This is a genomic window from Streptomyces sp. NPDC088553, from assembly GCF_044752965.1.
In the GTDB taxonomy this organism is placed as follows: Bacteria; Actinomycetota; Actinomycetes; order Streptomycetales; family Streptomycetaceae; genus Streptomyces.
In genome coordinates, this window is sequence record NZ_JBIVMG010000010.1 from 260,579 (window position 1) to 280,546 (window position 19,968).

Below are 19,968 nucleotides of genomic sequence, written 5' to 3' on the forward strand. Positions count from 1 at the left end.
TCCCGGCCAGAGGGATACGGCTGTCGGTTGTCTGGCCACACCTTTACGGTGATCGCCATGACGGCACAAGTGACCTTCCGGCAGGCGGACGCCGGTGATGTGGACCTGCTGGTGGGAATGTACGACGGCGCGGCCCGGTGGATGCTGCGGAGCGGGATCGACCAGTGGAAGCCCGGCGGGAAGAGCGCCGAGCACTTCCGCGCGCGGGTCGCCGCCGGTGAGGTGTGGCTGGCGTCCCACGGCGGCCTGGCCGTCGGCGCGTACGAGCTGTGGTGGGAGGACGAACAGGCCTGGGGTCCGCAGCCGCCGGTCGCCGGGTACGTCCACCGGCTGATGACGGTCCGGGACTCGGCCCCCGCCGGGACCGGGCGGGCGCTGCTCGCGCACGCGGAGGGCCGGGTCGCGGCCGGTGGGCGGTCGGTCGCCCGGCTGGACTGCCTGTCGAACAACCCGCGGCTCCGTACGTACTACGAGGCCGCGGGATATCGTGCCGTCGGCGAGGAGCCGGGAAAGCTCGCCGCCGACGGCACGCGCTACGGGGTGACCCTGATGGAGCGGGTGATCACCGCTTCGTGAAGACCGCCACCGTCCGCGCCGGGACCGTGAAAGTGCCCGAACCCGGCTCGTAGGACGACGTCTTCACGACCGTGTCGGAGCCGTTCGCCTGCACCGGGTGCAGGGCGTACGACGTCCCGGCCAGGCCGGGGACCTGCTGGGTGGCGCTCCGCGTGCCCGCGTTGAAGACGACCACCAGGTCGCCCAGGCGCATCGTGATCACGCCGGGGGTCTCCTCGCGGCCCGAGAGCGGGAAGGACAGGGTGTCCTGCACCTGGCCCGCGGTCGCGAGGGAGAAGGCCGGCTCGGTGGTGCGGATCTTCTGGAGGTCGCGGTAGGCGGCGGAGGCGCCGTCGATCTGCGCGCAGCCGACCGTCAGGTCCGGATTCACGAGCAGCGGCTTTCCGTAGCCCCACTTGGCCTTGTTGTCGGCCGCCGGGGGCAGTCCGCGGCCGAAGCCGTTGCCGTCTCCGCAGTCCCAGTGGATCGCGTTGAACCAGTCGCCGCTGTCGTAGGAGTTGCGGTCGAGGGACTTGGAGCGCAGCAGGTCCGAGCCCGCCTGGGAGAGTGCCGGCCCCTGCGAGAGGGTCGCGGTGGCCATGGCGAGGACCTGCATCCGGGCCCGGTCCGCTGCCGGCGTGCCCGCCGGGAGCTTGAAGGCGAGCGCGTCGTACAGGGATTCGTTGTCGTGGGCGTCGGCGTAGGCGAGGGCCTCGCCGGGGGCGGCGGCGTATCCGGCGGGGGCGCCGTTGTAGTCGACCTGGCTGCCCGTGACCGTACGCCCGGAGGTGTCGGTGAAGGAGTAGTCGGCGAGGTTGCCGGTCAGGCCGACCTTGATGAGGTCCTGGTAGTGGAGGAGGCGGGCCTTCTGCTGCTCCGGGGTGCCGTTGGCGGTGGACGTGTTGGGGTCGGTGAAGAGGCCCGAGGCGAAGCCCTGGACGCCGGGGTCCTCGTCGAAGGGGCCGCCGCCGCGGACGGCGTCGCGGGCCCGGTCGGAGAAGGTGGCGATGCCGGTGCCGGCCATGTTCTTCTGGGTGGCCTGGACGAAGCGGGCGTCGTCGGCGATCTCGCCGAAGTTCCAGCCCTCGCCGTAGAGGATGATCGCCTTGCCGTCGACGCCGTCCTTGGCGACGGTCAGCTCGTCGAGGGCCTTGCGCACGGCGAGGATGTTGGCCTTGGGGTGGTGGCCCATGAGGTCGAAGCGGAAGCCGTCGACCTTGTAGTCCTTGGCCCAGGTGACGAGGGAGTCGACGACGAGCTTGCCCATCATCGCGTTCTCGGGTGCGGTGTTGGCGCAGCAGGTGGAGGTGGCGACGGTGCCGTCGGCCTGGAGGCGCTGGTAGTAGCCGGGGACGATCCGGTCGAGGACGGACTTGTCGGACTGTCCGGCGGCGACGGTGTGGTTGTAGACGACGTCCATGACGGTGCGCAGGCCGTTGCCGTTGAGGGCCTGGACCATCTGCCGGAACTCGACCGTGCGGCGGGTGCCTTCGGGGTCGGTGCTGTAAGAGCCCTCGGGGACGGTGTAGTGCAGGGGGTCGTAGCCCCAGTTGTAGGCGTCCTCGGCCGCGGCGGCGGCCACGCAGGCCTGCTGCTCCTCGGAGTCGGGGGCGTAGACCTTCAGGTCGCAGGCGGGCTCGGTCCGGTCGGACTTCTTCTCGGGGATGGTGCCGATGTCGAAGGCCGGGAGGAGGTGGACGTAGGAGGTGCCGGAGGCGGCGAGCTCGCGCAGGTGCTTCGAGCCCTTGCTCGCCTTGTCCGTGAAGGCGAGGTAGGTGCCCCGGTGGTCGGCCTTCGCCGTGGGGTCCGCGACGGAGAAGTCACGGATGTGGAGTTCCTGGATCTGGGCGTCGCGCAGCGGCACGGCGGCCGGCTTCCTGAGTCCGCTCCAGCCGGCCGGTGCGAGCTTCGGGTCGGCGAGGTCGACGGCGAGGCTGCGGGCGGAGTCGGTGGTGAGGGCGGTGGAGTAGGGGTCGGTGACCTTGTTCACCACGACCTTCTGGACGCTGGGCGCCCAGACCTTCACCACGTACCGGTACGGCTTGCCCGCCCAGCCGCGAGGGCCGGTGACGGACCAGACGCCGGAGGTGTCGTCGCGCCGCATGGGCACGGTGCGGCCGTCGAGTTCGAGGGCCACGGACTGCGCGGTGGGGGCCCATACGGAGAGGCCGACCTTGCCGCCGCGGAAGACGGGGCCGAGGGCGGCGCCGGTGGCCTTCCTCGCGTACAGGTCGTCGAGGGCTCCGGCGGTCTGCACACCGGTGGCGGCGAGCAGGGCGCCGTTGGCGGCGCGCTGGGTGGCGATCAACTGTCCGCGGAGGGAGTCGCGGGCACGGTCGGTGTCGCGCGGATCGACGGTGAAGGCCGGGTAGTCCTTGAGGTGCGGGTACTTCGCCTTCTGGGCGTCGGTGAGGGCGGTCTGGTTGAGCCGGAGCCACTGGCCCTCGGTGTTCAGGGCACCGTCGGTGACGGTGATCCCGCCGTCCTTCGCGTACACGAGCTGCTGGCTGGTGGCCTCGGTGGCCTTGACCTTCCAGACGACGGTGTTCCTGTCGATCCACTGGGCCTCGGCCTTGCCGAGGTCGAGGTTCGGGGCGCCGCCGACGGTCGGGAGCAGGTACTTGGGCTGTCCGGAGAGCAGCCACACCTCGTGGCCGAGGGTCGCCAGGTCGAGGGACTGGTCGGTGGGCAGGTCCTTCTCGTCGCCCTTGTGGAGGATGTACGAGAGGGAACTCGCGCCGTCGGTGAGCGGGACCTCGTAGACGGCGCCGTAGGCGTCGGTCCGGGTCGGCATGAGGGGCTTGGACCAGTCGGTGGGCTGGGCGGCGCCGGTCCAGGTGTGGAGGCCCCAGCCCTCGTAGTTCCCGTCGGGGCGCTGGTAGTGGAGGACGGCCTTGGTCTTGTCCGGGGTGGTGGGGGCGGGGTTGGTGTCGGACTGCCCGTCCTGACCCTGGGTGATCCAGACCTCGCCGGTGCGGCCGAGGTCGACGCTGCGCTGCGGGCCGTCGGCGGTGCCGTTCTTCTCGACGGTGTACGCGATGGTGGACGCGCCTTCGGGGACCTTGACCCAGGCGAAGGCGCCGTGGGCGTCGCGGCCGGTGAAGGCGGCTTCCTGGCCGGCGCCCTTCAGGGTCCAGCCGTCGTAGTTCCCGTCCTCGCGCCGGTAGTGGACGACGGCGTGGGCACGCTCGACGGCGACCGGCTTCTGGGGCGCGGGGGCCTGTCCGGCGGTGCTCGCGGCGGTGGCGCTCGCGGTGCGGCCGGTGCTGTCGACGACGACGGCCTTGTAGCGCAGGGCGGTGCCGGCGGGCGCGGTGACGTGCTGGGTGACCTTGTAGGGGGCGTGGTCGGCGGTGCCGAGGGTCTGCCAGCGGCCGTTGCCGGTCTGGGCGGCGAAGACGACGCGGTTGAGGCCGCCGCCGCTGACGTCGGCGGTGAGCTCGACGGTGCCGGTGGCTCCGGCGGCGGGGGCCTTGAGGCTGACGGAGGGCTTCACGGCGGGGGCCGGGAGGGGCTTGTCGGCCTTGAGCACCAGGGAGGAGAGGGCGGGCACGGTGACGGTGACCCTGCCGTTCACGGCGGTGACGGCGCCCTGGCTTCCGTACAGGGCGCGGAAGTTCGCCGAGTCGACGGGGACGGTGACCGTCTTCGCGGTGGTGGCGCTGTTGGTGGCGACGAGGTACTCGGTGCGCGTCTTCGCGTCCGTACGGGAGAAGGCGTAGACGGAGCCCTCGGCGTACCGTTCCTGCTGGACGCCGTCGCGGAGGGCCGGGTTGTCGCGGGTCAGCTTCGACAGCGCGGCGACGGACGTGTACACCGGGTGCGTGGGGTCGTACGCGTCGGTGGCGTGGGTGCGGTCGGTGCCGAGCTGGTCGTCGTCGAGGTAGTCGGCGGTCCGGGAGGCGAAGAGGGTCTGGCGGGCGTCCTTGTCGCCGCCGGGGCCGGTGAAGCCCTGCTCGTCGCCGTAGTAGATCACCGGGTTGCCGCGGGAGAGGAACATCAGCTCGTTGGCGAGGGTGGCCCGGCGGACGAGTTCGGTGTCGGAGGCGTTCGGGTTGTCCTGCTTGAGGAAGGTGCCGATGCGGCCCATGTCGTGGTTGCCGAGGAAGGTCACCTGCTCGTAGGCGTTGGCCTTGTCGGTGGTGTACCGGTAGTCCTCGGCGAAGACCTTGGCGAGGCGGTCGGCTCCGGCGCCCTGGGAGGCGAAGGCGCGGGCGGCGTCCTGGAAGGGGAAGTCGAGGGTGGCGTCGAGCCGGCCCCGGGTGACGTACGGGGAGGTGACGGTGGTGTCGGCCGAGTACACCTCGCCGAACATGAAGAAGTCCTCGCGGCCCTGCTTCTTCGCGTAGGCGTCGAGGGCGGTGGCCCACTGGGTCCAGAAGTCGAGGTCGACGTGCTTGACGGTGTCGATGCGGAAGCCGTCGATCTTGAAGTCGCGGACCCACTTCTCGTAGATCTTCCGCATGCCGTCGACGACCTCGGGGCGCTCGGTCCACAGGTCGTCGAGGCCGACGAAGTCGCCGTACTCGGCGGACTCGCCGGCCCAGGTGGAGTCGCCCCGGTTGTGGTACATCGTGGGGTCGTTGAGCCAGGCCGGGACCTTGGTGTCCGCCTTCTCGGTGGAGGTGACGGGGGTGTACGGGAAGGAGTCCCGGTCGACCTTGCCGATGGCCTCGCGGTCGTCGAAGGGACGTCCTGAGGCGTCCAGGTACGGGTAGGCGCCCTTGGGGCGGTAGCCGTACTTCTGCTCGGCGTAGTCGACGGTGTCGGCGGTGTGGTTGGTGATGACGTCGAAGAAGACCTTCATGCCCTTGCGGTGGGCGGCCGCGATCAGCTTCTCCAGGTCCTCGTTCGTCCCGAAGTGCGGGTCGACCTGGGTGAAGTCGGTGATCCAGTAGCCGTGGTAGCCGGCGGAGGCGTCCTTGCCCTCGCCCTGCACGGGCCGGTTCTTGAAGATCGGCGCCATCCAGATGGCGGTGGTGCCGAGGCCCTTGATGTAGTCGAGCCGCTCCGTGAGGCCCTTGAGGTCGCCGCCCTGGTAGAAGCCCTTGTCGGTGGGGTCGAAGCCGGTCTGGGTCCGGCTGCCGGTGAGGCCGCCCCGGTCGTTGGAGGTGTCGCCGTTGGCGAAGCGGTCGGGCAGGACGAAGTAGAACTGCTCGCGGGTGAGGTCCTGGCGGGCGGGCTCGGCCGCGAGCGCCCGGTCGGAGGGCGGGGCGGGGGGCCTGGGCGCGGCGGCCGCGGGGACGGCCGGCACGAGGGCGGCGCACAGGGCGGCGGCCAGTGCGACCGCCGTTCTCTTGCGTGTCACGGGGGTGCTCCCTGGAGGAGGGACGGGTGTACGGGTACGGGTGGGAGGACCGCCCCGGTGCGGGGCGGTCCTGGAGGGGAGGGGAGGTCAGCTGCGGAAGGTGTCGTTCAGGACGATCTGGCCCGAGGCGGGGACGGTCGCGGTGCGGTTGGCGCCGGACTCCCAGGTGACGTTTCCGGCGGCGTCCTTGCGGAGGTACTTGTACTCGAAGGCCGTTCCGGCGGGCAGGCCGACGGTGAGCTTCCAGACGGGGTACGTGGCCGGGTCGAGCTTCAGGGCGGCGGCCGGGGACCAGGTGCCGAGTTCGGCGCGGTTGCCGGTGACGTAGATGTCCTGGCCGGACACGGTGGTGGCGGTGGCGTTGAACGAGGCGCCCGAGGTGGCGGGCGGCGTGGTGGAGCCGCCGCCTCCGCAGCTCGTGGCGTTCACGTGCAGGGCCAGGGCGGTGTTGGCGCCGAGGGTGGCCGTGAACTGTCCGGATCCGTTCACCGTCACGGGCGTGTTCGACTGGACGTCGCAGTAGGTGCCGGCGGGCAGCGAGGTCTGGAAGGTGCGGGTGAGCGCCGAGGTCTCGTGGTTGATGGCCACGTACGCCTTGGTGCCGCGGCCGAACGCGATCGCGTTGTTGCCGTTGTCCCACCAGCCGGTGACGGCCTGGCCGCGTGCGGTGTTGCGGAAGGCGACCATGGAGGAGATCTCGCGCCAGGCGTGCTGGCACTTCCAGCCGTCGACGTAACAGGCGTTGACCTGGCCGCCGTTGGGCGGCCCGGCGTCCTTGTCGGTCCACTCGTAGCCGGAGTGGACGTCCGGGGCACCGTAGGGCCAGGCGAGCGCGAAGACGGAGGCGAGAGTGTAGTTCGCGCCGTCCTTGTAGGAGAGGGTGTCGCCGCCGCGCTCGGTGTCGTGGTTGTCGACGAAGACGCCGGACTGGCCGGAGGGCATGTAGCCCCAGGCCTCGCCGAAGTTCTTGAGGTAGGCGAGCTTCTCGTTCTGCAGGACGCGCTTGAGGTCGCGGGCGTAGCGGAACTCCTGGACGTCTCCGTTGCCGAGGTACTCGCTCGGGGAGACGGCCTCGCCGGCACCGAAGATGGCCTCCTGCTTCCAGTACACGCCGGGCGTGGTGAGCCGCGACTTGATGTTGGCGAGGTCGGCGGCCGGCATGTGCTTGGCGGCGTCGACGCGGAAGCCGTCGACGCCGAGGGAGAGCAGGTCGTTGAGGTAGCCGGCTATCTTCCCGCGGACGTGGTCCTCGCCGGTGTCGAGGTCGGGGAGCTGGACCAGTTCGCAGTTCTGGACGTTGCCCCGGTCCTGGTAGTTGGAGATCGAGGAACGGCAGTCGTCCATGTCGGCGCCGGAGTAGAGGCCCGGGTAGTCGTACTTGGAGAACGGGGTCCCGCCCGTTCCCGTACCGGAGCCGTTCGCCATGTGGTTGATGACGGAGTCGGCGACGACCTTGACGCCGGCCGCGTGGCAGGTGTCGATCATGTTCTTGAAGGCGGTGCGGTCGCCGAGACGTCCGGCGATCTTGTAACTGACCGGCTGGTACGAGGTCCACCACTGGCCGCCCTGGAGGTGTTCCTGGGGCGGGGAGACCTGGACGTATCCGTATCCGGCGGGGCCGAGGCGGGCGGTGCACTCCCGGGCCACCGAGGCGAAGTTCCATTCGAACATCACCGCGGTGACGTCCTTCTCGCCGGGCGGGGCGGCTTGCGCCGGGGCGTTTCCCGTGACGGCCACAGCGGCAGCTCCCGCCACGAGGGCGAGTGCAGCGGCCACGGTTCTGCTGGCCATGATTCCTCCTGCTGACTTCACTGTCGCAAGAAGTTGCCGAAAACTTCAGCAACTGTTTTCAGCCGTGACCGTACGAGTGCCCCGACGCCCGGTCAACCCTCCGGACACCGCAACGCAAGTTGTTACGTAAGGACTTGCGGCAGCGCGGCGCGGGCGGCGGGCGGCTGCGCCGTGGAGCCGCGGACCACCAGCTCAGGCTGGAAGACGAACTCCGTGCGCTGCACCGGGTTCCCCTCGATCTCCTCGAGGAGCGCCCCGACGGCCGCCGTCGCCATGGCCTGGACGGGCTGGCGCACGGTGGACAGCGGGGGGCTGGTGAAGGCGATCAGCGGCGAGTCGTCGAAGCCGACGACGGAGACGTCCCCAGGTACGTCGAGGCCCCGGGCGCGGACGGCACGGATCACGCCGAGCGCCATCAGGTCGGAGCCGCAGACGATGCCGGTGCAGCCCTCGCGGAGCAGGATGTCGGCGGCCGCGTGTCCGCCCTCGACACCGAAGAGCGTGGGTCTGATGAACCGTTCCGCGTCGGCGCGTTCGACGCCGAGGAGCTCGTACAGCTCGGCGGTGAAGCCCTCGGCCTTGCGGCGCGAGGGAACGTAGCGGGTGGGGCCGATGGCGAGGCCGATGCGCTCGTGCCCCAGCTCGACCAGGTGCCGCACGGCCATCCGGGCGGCGGCCCGGTCGTCGGGGGAGACGAAGTTGGCGTCGATGTGCTCGTTGTAGCCGTTGATGAGGACGTACGGCACGCCCCGGGCGGTCAGCCGGGCGTAGCGGGCCGGGTCGGCGGAGGCGTCCGCGTGGAGCCCGGAGAGGAAGACGATGCCGGCCACCCCGCGCTCCACGAGCTGCTCGACGAGCTCGTCCTCGGTGGCGCCGCCGGGCATCTGGGTGCAGAGCACGGGGGTGTAGCCGTGCCCGGCCAGGACCTGCTCGACGACCTGCGCGAACGCCGGGAAGATCGGGTTGGTCAGCTCGGGCACGACGAGCCCGACGAGGCCCGCGCTGCGCCGTTTCAGCCGTACGGGACGCTCGTAGCCGAGCACGTCGAGCGCCGCGAGCACCTTGTGCCGGGTCGCGCCGGCCACCCCCGCCTTGCCGTTGAGCACGCGGCTGACGGTGGCCTCGCTGACCCCGGACTGGGCCGCGATGTCCGCGAGCCGCGGGGCGCCGTTCCCGGCGCCCCGCGGCAGGGGGATCGTCACACCGCCCACCAGGCGGTCGAGTCGGCGGGCAGGACCGCTTCGTCGTCGACGATCGAGATCTCCTCGTTGGAGAGAAGGAACCGGCCGGGCAGCGGGACGGAGATGGCCCGGCCGGTGGTGTTGGCGATGCAGGCGAAGCCCTCGCGGCGGAAGGAGAGCACACCCTCGGGTGCCTCCAGCCACTCGACGGCCTCGCCCGCACCGAGTCCGGGCTGCGCCCGCCGCACGGCGAGGGCGCTGCGGTACAGCTCCAGGGTGGAGCCGGGGTCGCCGGTCTGCGCCTCGACGCTCAGGCCGCCCCAGGTGGTGGGCTGCGGCAGCCAGGAGCCGCCGGCACCGAAGCCGTACGAGCCGCCCTCGACGGTCCACGGGATCGGGACCCGGCAGCCGTCGCGGAAGCCGTCCTGGCCCGACGCCCGCCAGAACGACGGGTCCTGGCGGACCTCGTCGGGCAGGTCGGTGACGTCGGGCAGGCCGAGCTCCTCGCCCTGGTAGACGTACGCCGAGCCGGGCAGCGCCAGCATCAGCAGGGTCGCGGCGCGGGCGCGGCGCAGGCCGAGTTCGCGGTCGCCCGGCTCGCGGAGCTGGGTGCCGAGGCCCGCCGGGTTGGCGAAGCGGGTGGCGTGCCGGGTGACGTCGTGGTTGGACAGCACCCAGGTGGTGGGCGCGCCGACCGGGCGCATCGCCTCCAGCGAGTCGTCGATGACGCGGCGCAGCTCGGCGGCGTCCCAGTGGGTGCCCAGGTACTGGAAGTTGAAGGCCTGGTGCATCTCGTCGGGGCGCACGTAGTGGGCGGTGCGCTCGACGGTCGGGGTCCACGCCTCGGCGACGAGGACGCGCTCGCCGTCGTACTCGGAGAGCACGTTCCGCCAGGAGCGGTAGATCTCGTGGACGCCGTCCTGGTCGAAGAAGGGCATGACGTCGTTGCCGAGCAGCTTCAGCTGGTCGTGGGCGCCGAGGTCGGGCAGGCCCTCGGCCTTGACGAGGCCGTGGGCGACGTCGACGCGGAAGCCGTCGACGCCCATGTCGAGCCAGAAGCGCAGGATCGAGCGGAACTCGTCGCGGACGGCGGGGTGTTCCCAGTTGAAGTCGGGCTGCTCCGGGGCGAAGAGGTGGAGGTACCAGTCGCCGGGAGTGCCGTCCGGGTTCTCCGTGCGGGTCCAGGCGGGGCCGCCGAAGATGGACTCCCAGTCGTTGGGCGGCAGTTCGCCGTTCTCGCCCTTGCCGGGGCGGAAGTGGTAGCGCTCCCGCAGGACCGACCCGGGGCCCTCGCGCAGCGCGCGCTGGAACCACTCGTGCTGGTCGGAGGAGTGGTTGGGGACCAGGTCGACGATGATGCGCAGGCCCAGGGCGTGGGCGTCGCGGATCACGGCGTCGGCGTCGAGGAGCGAGCCGAACATGGGGTCGATGGCCCGGTAGTCGGCGACGTCGTAGCCGGCGTCGGCCTGCGGCGAGGCGTAGAACGGGGAGAGCCAGACGGCGTCGACGCCCAGTTCCTTGAGGTACGGCAGCCGGCTGCGGATTCCCTCCAGGTCGCCCATGCCGTCGCCGTTGCCGTCGGCGAAGCTGCGCGGGTAGACCTGGTAGATCACCGCGTCTCTCCACCAGCCCGTGTGCGTGCCGGTGGTCGGGGCGTCGGCCGGGGTGGCGAGATGCTGGGTCATGTCTTCCCTGGGAGGTAAGGAGGTGCGTTCGGGCGGGGTGCTCAGGGCCGTCAGCCCTTGACGGCGCCGGCGGACATGCCGGTCACCAGGTGCCGCTGGACGAAGAGGAACACCAGCGCGGCCGGGACGGCGATCAGGACGGAGGCCGCGGACATCGGCCCCCACTGGGCGCCGTACTGGTTGACGAACTTCTGCAGTCCGCCGGCGAGCGTGAGGTTCTCGTCGCCGACCATGAAGGCGGAGGCGTAGGCGACCTCGCCCCAGGCGGTGATGAAGGAGTAGAAGGCCGTGACCGCGATGCCCGGCTTGGCGAGCGGCAGGATGAGCCGCCAGAACGTGCCGAACGGGGTGAGGCCGTCGACGTAGCCGGACTCGTCGATCTCGCGCGGGATGGTGTCGAAGAAGCCCTTCATCATCCACGCACAGAACGGGACGGCGATGGTCAGGTACGTGATGACCAGGCCGACCGGCTGGTTGAGCAGGCCCATCGACGCCATGATGTTGTAGATCGGCACGATCAGGACGGCGACCGGGAACATCTGGGTGATGAGCAGCGTCCACATCAGGCCGCGCTTGCCGGGGAAGCGGAAGCGGCTGACGGCGTAGCCGGTGGTGGAGGCGATGAAGACGCCGAGGAGGGTGGTGAGGCCGGCGACGAGCAGCGAGTTGCCGAACCAGGTGAGGAACGGGGTGTCCTTCAGCAGGTTCGTGTAGTTCTCGAACGTCGTCTCCTTGACGAAGTCCGTGGTGGTCGCGTACTTGGCGGGCTTGAGCGAGGTCAGCAGGACCCACAGCACCGGGAAGACGGCGATCACGGAGGCCACGATCAGGGTGGCGTGCAGCCCGACCGAGGCGAGCGGCGAACGGCGGCCGCGGATCGGGGCGTTGGTGGCGGTGGTCACCAGACTTCTCCCTGCTTGCGGAGGACTCGCCGGTAGACCGCGGCGAAGATCATCAGAAGGACCAGGATCAGGACGCCCCAGGTCGACGACTGGGCGAAGTCCCGCGGGCTGATCTCGAAGGAGAACTTGTACGCCTGGGTGACCAGGATCTGGGTGGCCTCGCCCGGTCCTCCCCGGGTGAGCAGGAAGATCACCGGGAACATGTTGAAGGTCCAGATGGTGCTCAGCAGGATGACGGTGGTGGACACCGAGCGCAGACCGGGCATCGTGATGTGCCGGAAGCGCTGCCAGGCGCCGGCGCCGTCCATCTCGGCGGCCTCGTAGAGCTCACCGGGGATGGACTGCAGTCCGCCGAGCAGGGCGACCATCATGAACGGGATGCCGAGCCACACGTTGACCGTGATGACGGAGAACTTGGCCCAGGTGGGGTCGTTGAGCCAGGGCAGGGCGTCGACGCCGACGCCCCCGAGGATCTGGTTGAGCAGGCCGCGGCGCTCGTCGTAGAGGAAGCGCCAGGCGAAGACCGACACGAAGCCGGGCACGGCCCAGGGCAGGATCAGCAGCATCCGGTAGAAGGAGCGGCCGGCGATCCTGCGGTTGAGGATGTTGGCGAGCGCGAGGCCGAGGCCGAAGGTGACGGAGACACAGGCCACCGTCCACAGCAGGGTCCAGCCGAGGGTGGCGAGGAACTGGCCGCCGGTGAGGGCGTCGACGTAGTTGTCCAGGCCGACGAACTCGTAGGTCGCGGGGATCTCGTTGACGCCGATGGAGCGTGCGACGTTGCGCTCGTTGGCGTCGGTGAGCGACAGGTAGATGCCGCGGACCAGCGGATAGCCGATGATCACGCCGATCACGATCACCACCGGGGCGACCATCGCCCAGGCGTACCAGTGGGTGGAGAGGGAGCGCCTCAGCGGGCCCCGGGAGGTGCCAGTACCGCGGCTCCGGCCGCGGGCGACATGGTCGCCCGCGGCCTTCGCCACCGACTGGCTGCTGGTGTCAACAGCCATCAGCCGGCCTGCCTTCCTTCTACTTCCAGTCCTTCAGGAGCTTGCGGTAGGAGTCACCGATGGCCTTGGCGCCCTGCTCAGGGGTGGTCTGGCCGGTGAGGACCTTCGCGTACTCCACCTTGATCGGGTCGAACAGGCTGCCGCCCTCGGGGATCCAGGGGCGCTCGACGGCCTTCTCGACGACCGGCTTGAAGAAGCCGATCATCTCGTTGGTGGCGACGTCCGGCTTGATGTAGACGGACTGACGGGTCGGGAGCAGGCTGAGCTCCTTGGCGATCTGCGTCTGCGTCTCGACCGAGGTCATGTACTCGGTGAAGGCGTAGGAGGCGTCCAGGTTCTTGGAGCCCGCGTAGATCGCGAGGTTGTGGCCGCCCTGCGGGGCGCCCTGACCGGCCGAGCCGGCCGGCACCGGGGCGATGCCCAGGTTCGCCTTGTCGGCGAACTCCTTGCCCGCGTAGGTGTCGGTGACGGCCCACGGGCCGTTGATCATCATCGCGACCTTGCCGTCCTTGAAGGCGGCCTGCATGTTCTCCCAGCCGTTGGTGGCGTCGGTGATCGCCGCCTTCGAGTCGACCAGGTCCTTCACGGTGGCGAGCGCCTTGACGCCCTTGGCGTCGTCGATCGTGATGGTCTTGCCGGCGGCGTCGACCATGTCGCCGCCCTCGCCGTACAGGAAGGAGAGGAACCAGTACGGGTCGTCGCCGCGCAGGTAGAGACCGGTCTTGCCGGTCTTCTCCTTGATCTTGGCGGAGACCGACTTGAGCTCGGCGATGGTCTTGGGGGCCTCGACGCCGGCCTCCTTGAAGATCTTCTTGTTGTAGAAGATGCCCATGGAGTCGATGACCTGCGGCACGGCGTAGGTCTTGCCGTCGAACTTCGTGGAGGCCGCGGCCTGCGGGAGGAAGTCGCCCTCGTCCTTCAGGGCCGGCGTCTTGTCCAGCGGCTGGAGGTAGCCGAGGCTGGCGAAGTCCGGGGTCCAGGCGACCTCGGAGCGGATGACGTCGGGGGCACCGGAGCCGGACTGCGCGGCGTTCTTGAACTTGTTCTGCGCCTCACCGAACGGCACGTTCACGTACTTGACGGTGACCTTCGGGTGCTTCTTCGTGAAGCCCTCGGCGATCTTCTTGAAGACCTTGTCCTCGGAACCGACGGTCGAGGTGTCCCACCAGGTCACGGTTCCGGAGAGCTCGCCCGAGCTCTTCGAGCCGCCGTCGGAACCGCTGTCACTCCCGCACGCCGCCAGGGTCACGCCCAGGGCCGCGACCAGCGCGGTGGCCGCAATGCCACGCCGCATGTGAACTCCTTCAACTGATCCCGGGGGGACGAGGGGCTGGAACCTTCCTCATGCGACCGCTCCCTCGCGGCGCTCCGGGTTGCCAGGAACGTAACAGGGATGAAAACGAGCCGAAAGACCTTGCGAGAACTTTCTGCAAGGGCCGGGGATCGTTACATCCACGTGTCCCGAAGGTTGCCGTTGAATCGCTTGACAGCAGCTGACACACGCCCCTCGTGCGCCGTACGACCCCGCGCGCACGCCCCGAGCGCACCACGCACGCCCCGCAAAACCTGCAAGAGCTTGCGGAGTGGCTTGCATCACGCGCACCTCACCCGTGCGGTGGGCAATACGCCCCGTGACCGGTACAGTCCATCCTCATGACCGCGCGGCTCTCCGACATCGCAGCCCAGGCGGGGGTCAGTGAGGCCACAGTCAGCCGCGTGCTCAACGGCAAGCCCGGTGTGGCCGGGGCCACCCGCGAGTCCGTCCTTGCCGCGCTCGACGTGCTCGGCTACGAGCGGCCCGTACGACTGCGCCAGCGCAGCGCGGGCCTCGTCGGCCTCATCACCCCCGAACTGGACAACCCGATCTTCCCCGCGCTCGCGCAGGTCATCGGACAGGCCCTGACCCGGCAGGGATACACCCCGGTGCTCGCCACCCAGACCCCCGGCGGGTCCACCGAGGACGAGCTCACCGACATGCTGGTCGAGCGGGGCGTCGCCGGCATCATCTTCGTCTCCGGACTGCACGCCGACACCACCGCCGACATGACGCGCTACGACCAGCTGCGCGGCAAGGGCGTCCCGTACGTCCTCCTCAACGGCTTCTCCCCCAAGGTGCAGGCGCCCTTCGTCTCCCCCGACGACCGGGCCGCGATGCGGCTCGCGGTGACGCACCTGGCCGCGCTCGGGCACACCAGGATCGGGCTCGCCGTCGGACCGAAGCGGTTCGTGCCGGTGCTCCGCAAGATAGAGGGCTTCCAGCAGGGCATGGAGGAGCGGCTCGGCCTCGGCTTCGAGGAGTCCGAGGCGCTGATCCAGCACTCCCTCTACACCCTGGAGGGCGGCCAGGCCGCGGCCGGGGCGCTGATCTCCCGCGGCTGCACGGCGGTGGTCTGCGCGAGCGACATGATGGCGCTCGGCGCGATCCGGGCCGCACGGCAGCAGGGGCTCGACGTCCCCAGGGACGTCTCCGTCGTCGGCTTCGACGACTCTCCCCTCATAGCGTTCACCGATCCGCCGCTGACCACCATTCGGCAGCCCGTGCAGGCGATGGGGCAGGCCGCGGTCCGCGCGCTGCTCGAGGAGGTCGGGGGCACTCCGGCCCCGCACTCCGAGTTCGTCTTCATGCCTGAGCTGGTGGTTCGCGGGTCGACGGCCTCGGCGCCGTCATCCGCGCGCACTCCTTCCTGAGGTGGACCGGGTGCGCACCGAACCCGTCGGAGGGATGATCGGTCGGGGGGAAGGGATCTGGCAGACTCTCTCCCTATGGGTGAAACGACCGTGAAGAGTTTGGACAACCGGACGACCCCGTCGTCACCCACCGTGGCCGACGGCAGGTTCGCGCGCCTCCGTGCGCGCGCGCCGCGGCGCCCCACGATCTGGTTCGAGATCGCGCTGATCGCGGTGAGCTACTGGACGTACTCGCTCATCCGCAACGCGGTGCCGGAGCAGAAGGCCCAGGCCTTCAAGAACGCCGACTGGATCTGGGAGACCGAGCAGTCCCTCGGCCTCGCCTTCGAGCACGCCGTCAACCATGCCGTGAACTCGGTGACATGGCTGATCGTGTCGATGAACTACTACTACGCGACGCTGCACTTCATCGTGACCATTGGTGTGCTCGTGTGGCTGTACCGATGGCACCCGGGCCGTTACGGGGCGTTCCGCACCGTGCTGTTCGCCACCACCGGTGTGGCACTGGTCGGTTACTACCTGTACCCGCTCGCGCCCCCGCGGCTCATGACCAGCCAGAACTTCGTCGACACGGTCCTCGTCCACCACACCTGGGGCTCGATGGCCTCGGGCAACCTCAAGCACGTGTCGAACCAGTACGCGGCGATGCCGTCGATGCACATCGGCTGGTCCCTCTGGTGCGGCCTGACGATCTTCCTCCTGGCCAAGGCGCCCTGGGCGAGGATCCTGGGCCTGCTCTACCCGGTGGCGACCCTCGTGGTCATCGTCGCCACCGCCAACCACTTCTGGCTGGACGCGGTCGGCGGCATGATCTGCCTCGCCTTCGGCTTCGCCGTCTCCTACTTCTGGTACGGCTCCCGCCCGCACCGCCTGCCCAAGCTGATCGAGCCGATGCCCGGCGCGGTGACGCGGAGCGGTCCGCCTCCGAAGGCGGAGGCGGACCGCGAGGACGAGAAGGCCGACGCCGTCGCGTCGACCGAGGTGGCCGCCGGGACGGATGTGGCCGAGAAGGCCGATACGGAGCGCTCGGTCAGCTCCGGTAGGTGATCCGGCCACCGGCGACGGTGAGGCGGATCGGGGCGTTCTCCGTCTCGTCCGCCGGGGCCTCCACCGGGTCCACCGCGAAGGCGGTGAGATCGGCCCGGTGGCCCGGGGCGATCCGGCCCGCGATCCGCTCCTCCCCCGCCGCGACCGCCGCGTGCGTGGTCATCCCCTCCAGGGCCATCAGACCCGTCAGCCCGTGCCGGGCCGAGGCCGCGCCGCGCGGGGCCCGCGCGGTGGCGAGGACCTGCCGGGCGTCGTAGTGGGCGATGGGCCAGTCCGAGCCCAGCGCGAGGTACGCGCCGGCCTCCCGCAGGTCACGGCAGCGCCAGGCACGGGCCGCGCGCTCCTCGCCGAGCCGCCTGGACCATTCGTCGGTGTGGTCGGCGCGGGTGTACGCGGTGTGCGGGGGCTGCATCGAGGCGACGACACCGAGCGCGGCGAACCGCCCCAGCTGGTCGTCGGGGACCGTCTCGATGTGCTCGACGCGATGGCGGGGACCGCCCGTGCCCAGGGTTTCCACGGTGTCGAGGACGTGCCGTACGGCGGCGTCGCCGATGGCGTGGGTGGCGGTGCCGACGCCCGCGCGGTGGAGATGGCGCACGGCGGCGGAGTACGCGGCCGGATCCGGCCAGAAGGCGTCGGTGCCCCGGCCGTGGCAGTCGGCGTGTTCCAGCCAGGCGGTGCCGCCCTCGACGGTGCCGTCCATGAAGAACTTCACGCCGCCGATCGCCCACATGCGCCCGGCCCGCCCCTGGAGCCGTACGAACGCGTCCAGCTCCTCCTCGTCGACGCCCGGCATGCACCAGGGTGCGAGCCGGAGGCGCAGCGGCAGCTCGCCGTCCTCCTCCAGGACGGTCAGGAGGCCGGGTACGTCGGGTCCGCCGAGGTCCATGACGTGGGCGGAGGTGAGTCCGGTGGCGGCCATGCCGGTGAGCAGCCCGACGAGCCGGTCGCGGCGCTCGGCGTACGGCTGGGTGGGCAGGACCGGGGTCATCAGGTCCATGGCGGCGTGCTCGACCAGATGCCCGGTGGGGTGTCCGTCGGCGTCGCAGACGATCTCGGAGAGCTGGGCGAAGGCGCGGGGCCCGTCGATGCCGGCGGCCTTGAGGGCGGCCGCGCCGGCCAGGACGGAGTGTCCGTCGTAGAGGCGGAGGTACGCGGGGGCGCCGCCGAGGACGTCCTCGATCAGGTCGCGGTGGACGGGTCGGCCGCCGAAGACGTTGTGGTCGAGGCCGAAGCCGATGATCCAGCCGTCGCGGCGCTCGGCGTCCCGGAGGGCGGCCCGTAGTCCTTCGAGGTCGGTGACGCCGGACAGGTCGGTGCCGGTGAACATCTCCAGGCCCCAGACGGGGTGGCTGTGGGCGTCGGTGAGGCCGGGGGTGAGGGTGGCGCCGGCCAGGTCGACGACCTCGGTGCGGGGGCCGCGCCAGGCGCGGGCGTCGGTGGCGTCGCCGAGGGCGGTGATCAGTCCGTCGCGGACGGCGACAGTGGTGTGGCCGCTCGGTTCGGGGGTACGGACGCGGGCGTCGACGAGGAGGAGGTCGGGGGCTGCGGACACGAGGGGTCGGCTCCTTCGGCGTGCGGGTCGGTGTTCGGGTGGGGGTTCGCGGTGCCGGGCGGCTCGGCGTGCGGGTCGGTGGGCGGTTCTTCGGCGAAGTGGGCGTAGACCTCGGGGCGCGTGCGGCGCAGCCGGTACGCGAGGAGGAGCCCGAGGACGAGGACGGCGGGGACGACGGCGACGAGGACCGTGTTGACCGTCGGGGAGGCGCCGGTGAACAGCGCGACCTTGGAGGCGACCAGCCAGATCGCCACGGCGAGCAGGACGGCCGCGGTGGCGGGGGCGACGAGGGTGCGCAGGGCGCCCTCCCGGTGCGGGACGCGCCGGAAGTAGCGGACGACGGCGAGGGCGGCGAGCAGCATCAGCGCCATGAGCCCGAGCATCCCGGGGGTGTTCACCCAGAGCAGCAGCTGGGTGTACGGGTCGGCGCCGGCGGCCGCGAAGCCGAGGACGACGCCCGCGCCGAGCAGGCTCTGGGCGAGGCCGGCGACGTACGGGGAGCGGTGGCGGGGGTGGATCCGGCCGAGGGCGGCGGGCAGGACGCCCTCCTCGGCGAGGGCGAGGGCGTAGCGGTTGATCGCGTTGTGGAAGGCGAGGAGCGAGGCGATGATGCTGGTCACGATGAACACGTGCATCAGGTCGGCGGCCCAGGGGCCGACGTAGGTGGTGATGACGGCGAAGAAGAGTCCACCGGTGTCGCCGGCGGCGGCCGCGACGACCTGGTCGTCGCCGAAGGCCTGGATCACGGTCCAGACGACGAAGGCGTAGAACAGGCCGAGGAAGCCGACCGCGATGTAGGTGGCGCGGGGGATGGTGCGGGCCGGGTCGCGGGCCTCGCGGCGGTAGATGACGGTGGACTCGAAGCCGGTGAAGGCCGAGAAGGCGAAGGCCAGGACGGCCGCGGTGCCGGGGACGAGGACGTTGCCGGGGGCGAAGGAGGCGAGGGAGAGCCCGTTCGCGCCGCCCTTGAGGAGGACGCCGCCGGCGAGGAGGACGAGTATGCCGGTCTCGGCGACGAGCAGGACGCCGAGGACCTTGGCGCCGAAGTCGATGGACCGGTAGCCGCCGTACCAGATGACCAGCAGGCCGGCGAGGGCGATCGGGAGCCAGGGCGGGTCGGTGCCCCCCAGGGCGCCGGCGGTGTCGGCGGTGGCGGAGCCGAGGAGTCCGTAGACGCCGATCTCCATGCCGTTGTAGCCGACCATGGCGACGAGGGCGGCGGCGATGCCGAGCGGCTTGCCGAGGCCCTGGGCGATGTACGCGTAGAAGGCGCCGCCGCTGCGGATATGGCGGCTCATGGTGGTGAAGCCGACGGCGAAGACCGCCAGGGTGATGCCGGCGAGGAGGTAGCCGGCCGGGGCTCCGATGCCGCCGAGGACGAGGGCGAGGGGGGCGACGCCTGCCATCACGGTGAGCGGGGCGGCGGCGGAGACGACGAAGAAGGAGATGTCGGCGGTGCCGAGGGTGCCGGTGCGCAGGCCGGGCGGCTTGTCGGACGTGCTGGAGGACATGCGGGAGAAGCCCTTCTCGTAAACCTAAAGGCTTTCGGTTGGCGCAATGTAGCCTCGTGTCCAACGATTCGGGAAGACCTGAACAGCGGGAGAACGTCCATGGGCCGGCCGCACAAGCCCCTGCTCGACCGGGTGCGCATCACCACCACGGCACTGGAACTCGTCGACGAACAGGGCGACTTCAGCGTCCCCCAGATCGCCAGGCGACTCGGCGTGCAGACGGCCTCGGTGTACCACCATGTGGACGGCCGGGACGGCATCGTGGAGCTGCTGCGGGAGCGGATCTGCGCCGCCATCGACGGCGGCACCCTCGACGGACGGCCGTGGGACGCGGCCGTCGCCGCCTGGGCGCGGTCCTACCGGGCCGCCTTCGCCGCCCACCCGAAGGCGATCCCGCTGCTCACCACCTCACCGGTGCGCGCCCCGCGGGTCCTGGAGCAGTACGAGAAGGCGGTGGCCCTCCTCCTCGACGCGGGCTTCGCCCTCCCGGACGTGATGCCGGTGATCATCGCCCTGGAGAACCTGGTCCTGGGCTCGGCCCTCGACATGGCGGCCCCGGAGGCGATGTGGGAGCTGGCCGACGACACGGCGACCCCGCGCCTCGCGCGGGCGCTCGCCGCCTTCCCCGAGGGCGGTCGCACGGACACCGCCTTCGAACTGGCCCTGGCCGGCTATCTGACCCACATCCGGGGCATGCCGGACGGGGCGTAGGCGCGGCCATGACCCGCCCGCACC

13 protein-coding genes are annotated in these 19,968 nt (G+C 70.8%); 4 read left to right on the top strand and 9 right to left on the bottom strand.

Annotated elements, in window-relative coordinates:
- Positions 1 to 57: 57 nt before the first annotated feature.
- Positions 58 to 576, top strand: coding sequence for a GNAT family N-acetyltransferase (locus ACIP8Z_RS30925; protein ID WP_402089375.1), 519 nt, complete (start codon positions 58 to 60; stop codon positions 574 to 576).
- On the opposite strand, the gene pulA is transcribed toward ACIP8Z_RS30925, so the two are convergent.
- The 7 genes from pulA to ACIP8Z_RS30960 all read right to left on the bottom strand — a co-directional run bounded on the left by pulA (position 563) and on the right by ACIP8Z_RS30960 (position 13,726).
- Positions 563 to 5,863 carry a pullulanase-type alpha-1,6-glucosidase gene (gene pulA, locus ACIP8Z_RS30930; RefSeq protein WP_402089377.1) on the bottom strand — a complete coding sequence of 1,767 codons (5,301 nt, stop codon included), beginning with the start codon at positions 5,861 to 5,863 and terminating at the stop codon, positions 563 to 565. The genes ACIP8Z_RS30925 and pulA overlap by 14 nt on opposite strands.
- Positions 5,864 to 5,950: 87 nt before the next feature.
- Complete coding sequence (locus ACIP8Z_RS30935) at positions 5,951 to 7,654, bottom strand: carbohydrate-binding module family 20 domain-containing protein (RefSeq protein ID WP_402089379.1); 1,704 nt, start codon at positions 7,652 to 7,654, stop codon at positions 5,951 to 5,953.
- Positions 7,655 to 7,776: 122 nt separating this feature from the next.
- Positions 7,777 to 8,865 (bottom strand): LacI family DNA-binding transcriptional regulator, encoded by a 1,089-nt coding sequence (locus ACIP8Z_RS30940; RefSeq protein ID WP_319308887.1) that lies wholly within the window; start codon positions 8,863 to 8,865, stop codon positions 7,777 to 7,779.
- Complete coding sequence (locus ACIP8Z_RS30945) at positions 8,853 to 10,520, bottom strand: alpha-amylase family glycosyl hydrolase (protein WP_402089381.1); 1,668 nt, start codon at positions 10,518 to 10,520, stop codon at positions 8,853 to 8,855. Before ACIP8Z_RS30945 ends, ACIP8Z_RS30940 begins: the two co-directional genes overlap by 13 nt.
- A gap of 50 nt (positions 10,521 to 10,570) precedes the next feature.
- Complete coding sequence (locus tag ACIP8Z_RS30950; RefSeq protein WP_402089383.1) at positions 10,571 to 11,422, bottom strand: sugar ABC transporter permease; 852 nt, start codon at positions 11,420 to 11,422, stop codon at positions 10,571 to 10,573.
- Positions 11,419 to 12,432 carry a carbohydrate ABC transporter permease gene (locus tag ACIP8Z_RS30955; protein ID WP_402089385.1) on the bottom strand — a complete coding sequence of 338 codons (1,014 nt, stop codon included), beginning with the start codon at positions 12,430 to 12,432 and terminating at the stop codon, positions 11,419 to 11,421. The genes ACIP8Z_RS30950 and ACIP8Z_RS30955 overlap by 4 nt, the downstream gene beginning before the upstream one ends.
- A 19-nt stretch (positions 12,433 to 12,451) precedes the next feature.
- Positions 12,452 to 13,726, bottom strand: a complete 1,275-nt coding sequence (locus tag ACIP8Z_RS30960; RefSeq protein ID WP_402089387.1) for an extracellular solute-binding protein — start codon at positions 13,724 to 13,726, stop codon at positions 12,452 to 12,454.
- A gap of 359 nt (positions 13,727 to 14,085) precedes the next feature.
- On the opposite strand from ACIP8Z_RS30960, the gene ACIP8Z_RS30965 reads away from it, so the two are divergent.
- Both ACIP8Z_RS30965 and ACIP8Z_RS30970 read left to right on the top strand, forming a co-directional pair.
- Positions 14,086 to 15,120: a LacI family DNA-binding transcriptional regulator gene (locus ACIP8Z_RS30965; RefSeq protein WP_402089389.1), complete on the top strand. Its 1,035-nt coding sequence runs from the start codon at positions 14,086 to 14,088 to the stop codon at positions 15,118 to 15,120.
- A 75-nt stretch (positions 15,121 to 15,195) separates the two neighbouring features.
- A complete protein-coding gene (locus ACIP8Z_RS30970) occupies positions 15,196 to 16,167 on the top strand; it encodes a phosphatase PAP2 family protein (protein ID WP_402089391.1) in 972 nt (323 codons plus the stop codon).
- Here ACIP8Z_RS30970 and ACIP8Z_RS30975 read toward each other — a convergent pair.
- The gene (locus tag ACIP8Z_RS30975; RefSeq protein WP_402089393.1) at positions 16,151 to 17,722 is read right to left on the bottom strand and encodes an amidohydrolase; all 1,572 of its coding nucleotides are present in this window, start codon (positions 17,720 to 17,722) and stop codon (positions 16,151 to 16,153) included. The two genes, ACIP8Z_RS30970 and ACIP8Z_RS30975, sit on opposite strands and share 17 nt — an antisense overlap.
- Entirely contained in the window at positions 17,629 to 19,233 is a 1,605-nt protein-coding gene (locus tag ACIP8Z_RS30980) for an APC family permease (protein ID WP_402089395.1), read from the bottom strand. The genes ACIP8Z_RS30975 and ACIP8Z_RS30980 overlap by 94 nt, the downstream gene beginning before the upstream one ends.
- Before the next feature lie 99 nt (positions 19,234 to 19,332).
- Between ACIP8Z_RS30980 and ACIP8Z_RS30985 the strand changes: the two genes are divergently transcribed.
- Positions 19,333 to 19,944, top strand: coding sequence for a TetR/AcrR family transcriptional regulator C-terminal domain-containing protein (locus ACIP8Z_RS30985; protein WP_073917457.1), 612 nt, complete (start codon positions 19,333 to 19,335; stop codon positions 19,942 to 19,944).
- The last annotated feature ends 24 nt before the right edge of the window (positions 19,945 to 19,968 follow it).